Source organism: Aeromonas sp. A600620, assembly GCF_029479985.1.
In the GTDB taxonomy this organism is placed as follows: Bacteria; Pseudomonadota; Gammaproteobacteria; order Enterobacterales; family Aeromonadaceae; genus Aeromonas; species Aeromonas veronii_A.
The window spans coordinates 377713-390006 of sequence record NZ_JAAKXB010000003.1 but is presented as its reverse complement, the minus strand read 5'-3'; the positions used below and the strand labels follow the sequence as shown (position 1 = coordinate 390006).

Genomic DNA, 12294 nt, shown 5'->3' with positions numbered 1-12294 from the left:
CCTTTGTGATATAGTGCGCCGGTCATAAGGAGTGTGCGCAATCCATGCTAAGTGAACATATCGACCTGATCGAAAGTTTGGGCCTCAAGTTATTCTTTGTGGCCATTTTCATATTGATTGGCCTGGCCATTCAGGACGTGCTCAAGCGCGGCAACGTGCCCCGTTTCGGTCGTTTTATCGTCTGGTTGGTACTGTTTCTGGGTTGTGCGGGTTTTGTCGCCAAGGGGCTGATCGAACTGGGCTGGGAAGGCTCAGGACTCGGCTAACTTATTTTCATCTGTGATGTATGGCCAAACAGCAAACTGATCGAACAACACTGGATCTGTTCGCAAATGAGAAGCGCCCCGGCAGGCCAAAGACCAATCCACTCCCCCGCGAGACCCAGCTCAAGATCAACAAGCGTAACCAGCTTAAGCGCGATCGGGAAAATGGGCTGAAGCGGGTAGAGTTAAAGGTGGAGGCCGAGTTGCTGGAGCGCCTGAACCAACTTGCGTTACAACAGAACATCAGCCGAGCCGAGCTGATCCAATCTATCCTGAAACAACAGATTGAGTCCGCCTTTGCGGTGGACATTGCAGTCTGAGCGTTGAGCATTAACACCAAATACGGGTAACTAAACACTATGGCAAGTGTAGGTCTGTTTTTTGGCAGCGATACCGGTAACACCGAAGCTGTCGCCAAGATGATCCAGAAAGAGCTGGGCAAAAACCTGATTGAAGTCCGTGACATCGCCAAGAGCAGCAAGGCCGACATCGAGAGCTTTGATCTGCTGATGTTCGGCATCCCGACTTGGTACTACGGCGAAGCCCAGGCCGACTGGGACGACTTCTTCCCCGATCTGGGCGAAATCGACTTCACCAACAAGCTGGTCGCCATCTTCGGTTGCGGTGATCAGGAAGACTATTCCGAGTACTTCCTCGACGCCATGGGCACCCTGCGCGACATCGTCGAAGCCAAAGGCGCCATCATCATCGGTCACTGGCCGACTGCTGGCTACGAGTTCGAAGCCTCCAAGGCACTGGTCGATGACAAGCACTTTGTCGGTCTGGGTATCGATGAAGATCGCCAGCCGGAGCTGACCGCCGAGCGCGTCAAGGGCTGGTGCAAGCAGCTGCACGAAGAGATGTGCCTGGGCGAGCTGGAGTAATCCGCCTCCCCTCATACCTCTGACAACAAGGGCCCCGACGGGGCCCTTGTTGTATCTGCTTGTTGCGATGCCTGCCTTTATTCTTCCCTGTTATTCACCTCTGTGCTCCGGTTTGGCCCGCACATAGAGGGTGCGCTTGACCTGCGCCACCAGCTCGCCGCTCTTGTCCTGTACCGTCACCTCGAATTCGGGGAAGTGCTTGTTGCCACCTTCGGTCGCCGCCACGATTTCGGCCAGCTTGCCCTCGGTCAGGTTGAACTCGGCCACCAGCTTGCCCTTGCCCGGCTTGATGTAGTTGATGCTGCCCGCCTTGTCCCAGACGTAGTAGCGATTCTTGAAGTAGCCCATCAGCATCAGCGGATAGATGGGGTCCGTCATGGCAAACATGCTGCCGCCAAACTGGGTGCGGTTGGCGTTCTTGTTCCACCAGCGGGATTTGAGGGTCACCCGGCAGTAGCGAAAGTCATCGCTCAGGGTCTCTATCTTGATACCGGCGCCCCAGAAAGGGGGCCAGGCGTTGAGTGCGCGGCGCACCCAGGCCGCATTGTCAAAAAGCCAATCCATGGATCTCATCCGACCAGAATATGAAAGTTACATCTTATCAACATCTGCCATGCCAGCAAGTCGGACGACACGATTGATTATTTCAATCCAGCCGGCCATTTATGGCTAAACCCCTTGAATTGCTGGGTTTATTTTTAGGGAGGCTACGACCTATAATGACAGGCCAAGCGAGTTCAAGGTTGCCATTCCTGCGGCAGTCCATCAGAATAACCCCACCTTCGAGAATGCGAATAAGTAGAATATGGCAGACAACAACCAAGCGTTAAAAAAGGCCGGGCTCAAGATCACCTTGCCCCGGGTCAAAATCCTGGAAATCCTGCAACAGCCGGACTGCCAGCACACCAGCGCCGAAGATCTCTATAAACGACTGATCGACCTGGGTGAAGAGATTGGTCTCGCTACCGTCTATCGCGTTCTCAACCAGTTTGATGATGCCGGTATCGTTACCCGTCACCACTTCGAAGGTGGCAAGTCGGTATTCGAACTGGCCACTCAGGAGCATCACGACCACCTGGTTTGCCTCGACTGCGGCAAGGTGATCGAGTTCTCCGACGAAGTGATCGAACAGCGTCAGCGCGAGATCGCCAAGAAATTCAATATCCGTCTCACCAACCACAGCCTCTACCTCTACGGTCATTGTGCTACCGGTGAGTGCAAGCACGACGAATAAGTCGCACGTGACTTGCAGATAACGGACAATAAAAAAGCCAGCATTAGCTGGCTTTTTTATTGTCCGGCGCAGGCCGCTGGCAGCACACAGGGCAGGGTCTCCCCTGCCCCATCGGCTTAGCCTTCTACCTTGCCCCAGGAGTCGCGCAGGGCAACGGTGCGGTTAAACACCAGATGCTCCGGGCTGGAGAGCTTGTTGTCGGCGCAGAAGTAACCTTCACGCTCGAACTGGTAAGCCTGCTCCGGCTTGGCGTTCTTCAGGGATGCCTCAACACGGGCCCCCTCGATGATCACCAGAGATTCCGGGTTCAGCGCTGCTTCGAAGTCATCCTCGGCGCCCGGGTTCGGCACCTTGAACAGACGATCGTAGAGACGCACTTCGGCTGGCAGGGAGTGAGTGGCGCTGACCCAGTGGATCACCCCTTTCACCTTGCGGCCATCGGCCGGATCCTTGCCCAGGGTCTCGGGGTCGTAGGAGCAGTAGATGCAGGTGACCTTGCCATCGGCATCTTTCTCGATGCGCTCGGCCTTGATCACATAGGCATTGCGCAGACGCACTTCCTTGCCCAGCACCAGACGCTTGAACTGCTTGTTCGCCTCTTCTTTGAAGTCCGCTTCATCGATGAAGATCTCGCGGGTGAAGTTCAACTCGCGGGTACCCATCTCGGCATTGCTCGGGTGGGCCGGGGCAGTCAGCACTTCGTCGGCAGCCAGGTTCTCGATGACCACTTTCACCGGATGCAGCACGGCCATGGCGCGCGGTGCATGCTCGTTGAGGTCTTCGCGGATGCAGGCTTCCAACATGCTCATCTCGACGATGTTGTCCTGCTTGGTCACACCGATGCGCTTGCAGAACTCGCGGATGGAGGCCGGGGTGTAACCACGACGACGCAGACCGGAGACGGTCAGCATGCGCGGGTCATCCCAACCATCGACGTGCTTCTCGGTCACCAGCAGGTTCAGCTTGCGCTTGGACATGACGGTGTATTCGAGGTTCAGACGAGAGAACTCGTACTGACGGGGGTGGCAATCGATGGTGATGTTGTCCAGCACCCAGTCATACAGACGACGGTTGTCCTGGAACTCCAGGGTACAGATGGAGTGGGTGATCCCTTCCAGCGCGTCCGAGATGCAGTGGGTGAAGTCATACATCGGGTAGATGCACCACTTGTCACCGGTCTGGTGGTGGTGGGCAAACTTGATGCGGTAGATAACCGGATCACGCATCACCATGAAGGGGGATGCCATGTCGATCTTGGCGCGCAGGCAGGCGGTGCCTTCGGCGAACTCGCCGTTCTTCATCTTGGCAAACAGCGCCAGGTTCTCTTCCACGCTGCGATCGCGGAACGGGCTGTTCTTGCCGGCTTCAGTCAGGGTGCCACGGTACTCGCGCATCTGCTCGGGCGTCAGCTCGTCCACATAGGCCAGACCCTTTTCAATCAGCTCGATGGCGTAGCCGTGCAGCTTGTCGAAATAGTCGGAGGAGTAGCAGATCTCGCCATTCCACTGGAAGCCGAGCCACTGTACGTCCTGCTTGATGGACTCTACGTACTCGATATCTTCCTTCACCGGGTTGGTGTCATCGAAACGCAGGTTGCACTGGCCCTGATAGTCGCGGGCGATGCCGAAGTTCAGGCAGATGGACTTGGCGTGGCCGATATGGAGATAACCGTTCGGCTCGGGCGGAAAACGGGTATGCACGCTGCTGTGCTTACCGCTGGCCAGATCTTCATCAATGATCTGACGAATAAAGTTAGTTGGGCTGTTCGCCTGACTCATGGCTCACCTCAAAAAAGCGTCACTGGCGGAAGTTGTGCCGGCTGGCACCCTCATCCCCCCGCCGTCAAGCCGGGTATGATCCCTTATTACGGGCGCTGTCTCAACCTGAATTTGGCACTTCCGGGCCATTTCCCGGCCATTGCACCGCTAAAAACGGCGTGGCTTGGCACATTGCACACAAAATGCATAAAAAAGCCCCGCACTGGGCGGGGCTGAAAGTGATGAAAAACACAAAACAGACAATTACACACAACAAAGGCTCACACGCACAGTCAACCTTTCCCAAACCCGATGCGCCATCGCCCTTGGGAAAGGCGGGTCTTGCGACCCACCTCATGTTAACGGTTGACTGCTATCAGTTCAGTTCGGTGACGCGGCTGGTGCGCTTGCCATCGAAGCTGGTGGTACGCAGGTAGACCTTGCCATTCACGCTCGGCTTGGCCGCGGCGTCATAGGCACTCCAGTTGGTACCGTCCAGGCTGTACTGGATGGGCAGACCCGGCAGATCCACGTTCGCTTCCAGCACACCGTTCACTACCTTGGCACCCGGTACGGAGAGGCGGTATTCAACACCGGCCTGATCCAGTTTCGGCAGCACGCGCTGACCCAGTACGTTGGCAAACTGGTTCCACTCTTTGTTGAGGGTGGCCTTGTTGACGAACTTGGTCTCGCCGGAGAACTCGCGACCCTTCACATAGTTCAGCTCGAAGCCACCTTTGTGCCAGGCACGCTCGGCCACGGAGAAGATACGCGGGTAGACCATGTACTCGTACTGAGCATCGGTACGCACGGTTTCACTCCACTGCTGACCGGAGATCCCCTTGAACTTGACCGGATCCTGGTCACCTTTGGCCACGAAGGCGTTGCCGTCGCGGTCAACCGAGGTCTCGGCGTTCTGCGGCAGGTTTTCCGGGGCGAAGGCAAACACCTTGCGAGTGTCGTTGAAACGAGTTGCCCAGTAGTAGCCACGCTCAGCCGGGTGTACTTCGTTCGGGAAGTCGAAGTAGAGGTAATCCGGGTTGGACAGCACCACTTGGTAACCCTTGTGGGCCCACTTCATCGCTTCGTTGAAGCCACCCCAGTAGAGGGTTTCCCAGAAGTTGACACGGGTGTTGTCGGTGGCGAAGTCCTTGGCACCGCTGGCATACTTCAGACCGTCTTCCCACGCCTGCAGGGTAGAGAAACCGCGGTCTTTGACCATCTGGCCCACTTCCTTGGCGAAGTAAACCGGCAGCTCGCCCACTTCCTTGATCTTGCCTTCGTCGATCATCTTCTGGCACATCGGGGACTTGCCAAACGGCTTGTCCTGCTTGCTGGAGTCGACGTTGCCTTTCCAGGCGACCAGCTCTTCTTTCTTGGTGACGGCCGGATCCTGATAGCCACCGCCCTGCATGATGTTCTTCGCCTCATCACCACCGTAGTGCCATGCGGTCAGCGGCTGACCGGCGGCCTGGTGCATCTGGGCAACTTCATCCATTACCTTGGCCACGAAGGTGGCAGCACCCGGCTGGCAAGGGTTGATGAAGGACATCTTGTCGTAGAACTGGACGGAGGTGACGTTGGAGGTGTCAGCCGGGTCAGTCAGACGGAACTGGTTAGCTTCCGCTTCTTTGCCTTCCGCCATCAGACGCTTGTAACGCGCTTCCATGGAGACCACGGCAGCACGAGCGTGGGCCGGCATGTTGATCTCGGGGATCACGGTCACTCCGCGGGCCTTGGCATAACGCACCAGATCCACGTAGTCAGACTTGCTGTAGAAACCGGAACCCTGGTTGTCGCTGGTCGGGCCGGAACCCAGTTGCGGCATCAGGCACTTGGTTTCGGACTCGTCGTGGCAACGCTGGCTACCGACCTGGGTCAGCTCCGGCAGACCCGGGATCTCCAGACGCCAGCCTTCATCGTTGGTCAGGCCAAGGTGCAGCACGTTGAGCTTCATGGCAGACATCTGGTCAACCAGCTTCTTCATGGTATCCAGACTGCGGAAGTGGCGGGCCACGTCGGTCTGCATGCCACGGTATTCAAAGCGCGGCGCATCCTCGACGGTCATCGGGCTCACCAGCTTGTCATCAACACCCAGCAGGGAGATCAGGGATTGTGCACCCCAGAATGCCCCGTCGATGTCGCGACCCTGGATCACTGTGCCCTTCTGACCGATGGTCATGTCATAGCCTTCAGCCTCCTTGAGCTTGCTGCCGAGCTTGATGGTCACCGGGTAGCCGGTGTCGGAGAGGGTAACACCCAGCTTGGTCAGTTGAGCCTTCAGGGCCTCGGCGCGATCGCTCGGCAAGTCCAGGGCATTGAGTTTGATGGTGGAGAAGTCAACCTGCGGACCCGCTTTGACTACCTGCTTCATCGGGGTCGGCAGGATCTGGTTGTCAATCTTGCCAGCCGGCAGCAGGGTGCTGGTCTGGTTGGCCGCGAAACGGGTCTCGCTGTTCATCAGGATGTTCTTGTCATCCTTGGTACGCTTCCAGCCATCAGCCGGCATCGGCTTCTCGTAGGTGCTGGCATCATTGATGTTGCTCATGCTGGCCAGTACTTTCGGCTCGGCACCTTCGCTGGCGACATACCAGTTCGGCATGATGTCAGATTCGAACAGTACCCAGTATTCCACCACCAGCGGCACTTCGACCGTGGCATCCTTGGCAAAGCCCTGGAACTTCTCGGTTGGCGTCAAACGATAGAGATCGCCGGTCAGGTGAGTGATGGTGAACTGGTCGTTATCCACACGCTGGATACGACGGATGGAGGAGACGTAGATGCTCCAGTCTTTGGAGGTCACGTCCGCACCGGTATTGGTCAGGTGCAGCTTGGCAACGCCACAGCTCGCCCACTCGGAACCGAGCGCCTGGCAATCGAGGCCGGCACCGGCACCGTCGTTGGTGACCACTTCATACTTGACCACCAGGTTGTTGGCGAGGGAGTCGACCACAGCCTGCTTGGCGGCATCGGCTGCCTGGACCTGGCTGACAAAAACGGTAGACATGGCAATGGCTAACAGAGAATGTTTCAAGTTCATAACTGCTGCTCTCATTTGAAGTAAAGGTTGGATTTTCTTGGCTTTTTTATATGGGGCCCCTGAGCGGGGCCCTTAGTTATGTCAACAATGGACTTAGACTTGAGGTGAGCGAGTCGCTCGATTAACGCAGGGCTTTCATCTCACCGGCGATGATTTCAGCCAATGGGCCCAGAATCACCTGCAGGTTCTGCTCACCGAGTTTGACCACACCGGCTGCCCCCAGGGCTTTCAGCTTGCGCTCATCGACGATGCTGCGGTCTTTCAGAGTCAGACGCAGACGGGTGATGCAGGCATCGATGGAGACCAGGTTCTCTTGACCACCCAGCACTTCCAGGTATTGCTTGGCCAGCTCGGTACGGTTGGTAGATTGAGCGGCAGCCGGAGCAGTCTCTTCGTCATCTTCACGACCCGGGGTTTTCAGGTTCAGCTTGGCAATCACTACGCGGAACACTGTGTAGTAGAGGCCGAAGAAGACCAGACCCTGAGGGATCAGCATGTACCAGTTGGTCGCCAGCGGGTTACGGCTGGAGAGCACCATATCCACCAGACCGGCACTGAAACCGAAACCGGCCATCCACTGCATGGAGGCAGCGATGAACACGGAGATACCGGTCAGTACGGCGTGGATGACATACAGTACCGGCGCCACGAACATGAAGGAGAACTCGAGCGGCTCGGTAACACCGGTGAAGAAGGAGGCAAAGGCAGCTGCGATCATGATGGAAGCAACTTTCTCTTTGTTCTCTTTCTTGGCGGAGTGGTAGATGGCCAGAGCGGCACCCGGCAGACCGAACATCATGATGGGGAAGAAGCCAGCCTGGTACATACCGACCACGCCTTTCACCTGATCCAGGCTCTTGCCAGCGGCCAGAGCGGCATCGATGGTAGCCTGACCACCCAGGAAGTTCGGGATGTCGTTGATTCCGGCCACGTTGAACCAGAACACGGAGTTCAGGGCGTGGTGCAGACCGATCGGGATCAGCAGACGGTTGAAGAAGGCGTAGATACCGGCACCGGTAGAGCCCAGGCTCACGATGGACTCACCGAAGGAGACCAGACCACCGTAGATTGCCGGCCATACGGCCATCAGGATGAATGATACGACGATCATCACCACGGAGGTTACGATCGGTACCAGACGACGACCGGAGAAGAAGGAGAGTGCCTTGTGCAGCTCGACGCTGCTGAAGCGGTTGTACAGCTCAGCGGCGATAACACCACACAGGATACCCACGAACTGGTTGCTGATCTTGGCAAACGCGGCAGGAACCTGCTCCACCGGGATGCTCTTGATCTGGGCCACGGCACCCGGGCTCAGCAGGGTGGTAACGACCAGGAAGCCGACCAGACCTGCCAGAGCAGCAGAACCGTCTTTATCCTTGGACATACCGTAGGCGACACCGACTGCGAACAGTACGGACATGTTATCGATAATGGCTGCGCCCGCTTTAATCAGGAAGGCAGCCAGCGCACTGTCACCACCCCAACCATTCGGGTCAATCCAGTAGCCAACCCCCATCAGGATCGCGGCGGCAGGCAATACCGCTACCGGCACCATCAGGGCACGGCCGATCTTTTGCAAATAACCGAGAATGTTCACGGTTCCTCTCCTTAGTTAATGTTTTTCTAGAAATTAAGTGCTTATCACGTTTGACGCATAAGCCAACAAGGCTTGATTGGCAGTCTAGGGCTTTTATTTCGCTGCGCAAATTAATAAACCGATAATCGTGATCGTTATCACCCAAACAAGATAAAGGTGGTGGATAGATGTGGCTTAGTTCGCAATCTTTATTTACGCTATAAAACAACTTGAATCCGTCTTAGCCAATTGCCACCGCCAAACCGGTCGCAACCCGACACAGAGGTATCCCATATGCGCCTGATCCCGTTGAAATCTGCCAGCCAAGTAGGCCTGTGGTCTGCTCGTTACATCGTTGACCGCATCAACGCGTTCAAGCCAACCAGCGATCGTCCTTTCGTACTGGGCCTGCCCACCGGTGGCACCCCGCTCAACACCTACAAGCGCCTGATCGAGTTGCACAAAGCCGGTGAAGTGAGCTTCCAGAACGTGGTCACCTTCAACATGGACGAGTACGTCGGCCTGCCGGAAGATCACCCGGAGAGCTACCACAGCTTCATGCACAACAACTTCTTCAGCCACATCGACATTCGTCCCGAAAACATCAACATCCTCAACGGCAATGCCGAGGATCTGGTGGCCGAGTGCAAGCGCTACGAAGACAAGATCAAGTCCTACGGCAAGATCCACCTGTTCATGGGTGGTGTGGGCAACGACGGCCACATCGCGTTCAACGAGCCGGCCTCTTCCCTCTCCTCCCGCACCCGGGTCAAGACCCTGACCGAAGACACCCGCATCGCCAACTCCCGCTTCTTCGGTGGCGACATGGAGCAGGTGCCCAAGCTGGCCCTGACCGTGGGTGTCGGCACCCTGATGGATGCGGAAGAGATCATGATCCTGGTCACCGGTCACGGCAAGGCTCTGGCCCTGCAGGCCGCCGTGGAAGGCAGCGTCAACCACATGTGGACCATCTCCACCCTGCAACTGCATCCGAAGGGAATGATGGTGTGCGACGAGCCCTCCACCATGGAGCTCAAGGTCAAGACCGTTCGCTACTTCCAGCAGCTGGAAGCCGCCAACATCGGCCGTCTGTAAGGAGTCGTCATGTACGCATTGACCAACTGCACCCTCTACACCGGCAGCTGCGTGCTGACCGGCTACGGGGTGCTTATCGAGGGCGACAAGATTGTCGCCATCTCTCACCTGGCCGAACTGCCTGCAGGCATCGAGCTGATTGATCTCAAAGGCGCCAACCTGACCGCCGGTTTTATCGATGTGCAGCTCAACGGCTGTGGCGGGGTGATGTTCAACACCGACATCACGGTCGAGACCCTGGCAACCATGCAGGCGGCCAACCTCAAATCCGGTACCACCAGCTTCCTGCCGACCCTGATCACCAGTCCGGATGCGGATATGAAGCAGGCCGTTGCGGTGACCCGTGATTACATGGCTGCACACCCCAACGAGGTGCTGGGCGTTCATCTGGAAGGGCCTTACACCAACCTCAAGCGCAAGGGGATCCACCCTGCCGCACAAATTCGCCAGCCAGCGGACGAGATGATCGACTTCTTCTGCGCCAACGCGGATGCCATCACCAAAATCACCCTGGCTCCGGAGCGCAACGAGCCGGCCCATATCCGCCGTCTGGTGGAAGCGGGCATTCTGGTCTCGGCCGGTCACACTGCCGCCAGTTACGATCAGGCGATGGCCGGGTTCGATAACGGTATTCGCTTTGCGACCCACCTCTACAACGCCATGACTCCGACCCTCAACGGTCGCGAGCCGGGCGTCGTGGGCGCCATCTACGATCGCAAAGATGTCTATGCGGGCATCATCGTCGATGGCCACCATGTGCACTGGGCCAACGTGCGTCTGGCTCACAAGGCGCTGGGGGAGCGACTGGTGCTGGTCACCGATGCCACCGCAGCAGCCGGAGCGCCGGAAGGCTTTGAGAAATTTGATTTTTGTGGCACTACCGTCTTTTTACGCGATGGTCAGTGTGTCGACGAGAATGGTACACTCGGCGGTTCCTCCCTCACCATGATTGAGGGGGTGGAAAATCTGGTCAAGCAGGTCGGATTACCGCTCGATGAAGCACTGAGAATGGCCAGCCTCTACCCCGCTCGCGCCATTGGATGGGACTCACGTCTCGGTAGTATCCAGGTCGGTAAAGTAGCCAACCTCACTGTCTTCGATCAGGACTTCACGGTCCGTGGGACCGTGGTTAACGGACACTACACACAACAGTGACATCATGACTGGCGGACAAATAGCAAACGTAGATCTTATCAAGCAGGTCAACAGTGCAGCCGTGTATCGGCTCATCGACCTGCAAGGCCCCATCTCCCGGGTCAAGATTGCCGAGTTGAGTCAGCTGGCCCCGGCCAGCGTGACCAAAATAACCCGGCAACTGATCGAGCATGGCCTGATCAAGGAGACCTCTCCGCAAGCCTCAACCGGCGGGCGGCGTGCCATCTCCCTGACCACCATCAAACATCGCTTTCAGTTTGTCTCTGCCAAGCTGGGCCGCGGCTACCTGCAACTGAGTCTCTATGACCTAGATGGCAAGGAGCTCGACCAGCACGTCATTCAGGTGACCGAGATCGACCAGCAACCCGTGGTCGACATGCTGCTGCGAGAGATTGGCGCCTTTATCGATGCCAACCGCGAACGTTGTCGCAACCTCATCAGCATCGCGCTGACCATGCCGGGTCTGGTCAACCCGGAATCCGGCATGGTCATCTACACCCCCAAGTACCAGATCCGCAATCTGGGGCTGGCGAAGCTGCTTGAGAACCACTTCAACCTCCCCTGCTACGTGGGCAACGACACCCGCTCTCTGGCACTGGCCGAACACTTCTTCGGCGAGTCCCGCGACTGCATGGACTCCATTCTGGTGAGTGTCCATCAGGGGACGGGCTCCGGGATCATCACCAAGGGTCAGGTGTTCCTCGGTCAGAACCGCAACGTCGGCGAGATCGGCCATATTCAGGTCGAGCCGCTCGGCAAGCGCTGCCACTGTGGCAACTTCGGCTGCCTCGAAACCATCGCCTCCAACGAAGCGATCATCGACAAGGTGAAGGAGCTCATCAGCCGCGGCCACCAGAGCGCGCTGCAGGAGAAGCACATCACCATTCAGGAGGTGTGCAAGGCGGCGCTGGCAGGTGATGAACTGGCCCGCAGCGTCATCGAGAACGTGGGTGAGCATCTGGGACGGGCAGTGGCCATCACGGTCAACCTGTTCAACCCGCAGAAGGTGCTGATCGCCGGTGAAATCACCGCCGCCGAAGAGATCCTCTTCCCGGCCATCCGTCGCTGCGTCGAGCATCAATCCCTGCCGAGCTTCCACCGTGGCCTGCCCATCGTGAAAGCCCGCTTCCAGAACCAGCCGACCTATGGCGGCTTTGCGCTGGTCAAGCGCGCCCTGCTGGAGGGAGATCTGCTGCAGATCATCATGGAGCAGAAGTAAGGCACTGACCTTGCGAGATAACAAAACGGCAGCCACTGGCTGCCGTTTTCTATTGTGTGCTTGCTAGC

11 protein-coding genes are annotated in these 12294 nt (G+C 57.4%); 7 read left to right on the top strand and 4 right to left on the bottom strand.

Annotated features, from left to right (window positions below):
* Positions 1-44 precede the first annotated feature (44 nt).
* From G5533_RS06760 to fldA, 3 genes are read left to right on the top strand one after another with little or no spacing between them, the layout of a single operon-like run.
* Positions 45-266, top strand: a complete 222-nt coding sequence (locus tag G5533_RS06760; protein WP_005334296.1) for a DUF2788 domain-containing protein — start codon at positions 45-47, stop codon at positions 264-266.
* 20 nt (positions 267-286) lie between these two features.
* Positions 287-583, top strand: a complete 297-nt coding sequence (gene ybfE, locus G5533_RS06755; protein ID WP_005334297.1) for a LexA regulated protein — start codon at positions 287-289, stop codon at positions 581-583.
* Between the two features lie 39 nt (positions 584-622).
* On the top strand, positions 623-1147 hold the full coding sequence (gene fldA, locus G5533_RS06750) for a flavodoxin FldA (protein ID WP_005334298.1): 525 nt from the start codon (positions 623-625) through the stop codon (positions 1145-1147).
* A gap of 90 nt (positions 1148-1237) precedes the next feature.
* Here the strand turns inward: fldA and G5533_RS06745 are convergent, their stop codons facing one another.
* A complete protein-coding gene (locus G5533_RS06745) occupies positions 1238-1711 on the bottom strand; it encodes a DUF4442 domain-containing protein (RefSeq protein WP_005334300.1) in 474 nt (157 codons plus the stop codon).
* A gap of 241 nt (positions 1712-1952) precedes the next feature.
* On the opposite strand from G5533_RS06745, the gene fur reads away from it, so the two are divergent.
* Positions 1953-2381: a ferric iron uptake transcriptional regulator gene (gene fur / locus G5533_RS06740; protein WP_005334301.1), complete on the top strand. Its 429-nt coding sequence runs from the start codon at positions 1953-1955 to the stop codon at positions 2379-2381.
* A 116-nt stretch (positions 2382-2497) separates the two neighbouring features.
* On the opposite strand, the gene glnS is transcribed toward fur, so the two are convergent.
* From glnS to nagE, 3 genes are all read right to left on the bottom strand, one after another.
* Positions 2498-4159, bottom strand: coding sequence for a glutamine--tRNA ligase (gene glnS / locus G5533_RS06735; protein ID WP_005334302.1), 1662 nt, complete (start codon positions 4157-4159; stop codon positions 2498-2500).
* 355 nt (positions 4160-4514) lie between these two features.
* Positions 4515-7178: a beta-N-acetylhexosaminidase gene (locus tag G5533_RS06730; RefSeq protein WP_441254629.1), complete on the bottom strand. Its 2664-nt coding sequence runs from the start codon at positions 7176-7178 to the stop codon at positions 4515-4517.
* Positions 7179-7299: 121 nt separating this feature from the next.
* Entirely contained in the window at positions 7300-8778 is a 1479-nt protein-coding gene (gene nagE, locus G5533_RS06725; protein WP_076492426.1) for an N-acetylglucosamine-specific PTS transporter subunit IIBC, read from the bottom strand.
* A 273-nt stretch (positions 8779-9051) separates the two neighbouring features.
* Here nagE and nagB point away from each other — a divergent pair, with 273 nt between their 5' ends.
* The 3 genes from nagB to nagC are packed head-to-tail and all read left to right on the top strand — an operon-like array spanning position 9052 to position 12226.
* Positions 9052-9852, top strand: a complete 801-nt coding sequence (gene nagB, locus G5533_RS06720) for a glucosamine-6-phosphate deaminase (protein WP_005334308.1) — start codon at positions 9052-9054, stop codon at positions 9850-9852.
* A 9-nt stretch (positions 9853-9861) separates the two neighbouring features.
* On the top strand, positions 9862-11007 hold the full coding sequence (nagA, locus tag G5533_RS06715; protein WP_128816550.1) for an N-acetylglucosamine-6-phosphate deacetylase: 1146 nt from the start codon (positions 9862-9864) through the stop codon (positions 11005-11007).
* 4 nt (positions 11008-11011) lie between these two features.
* Entirely contained in the window at positions 11012-12226 is a 1215-nt protein-coding gene (gene nagC / locus G5533_RS06710; protein WP_005334312.1) for a DNA-binding transcriptional regulator NagC, read from the top strand.
* Positions 12227-12294: the final 68 nt, after the last annotated feature.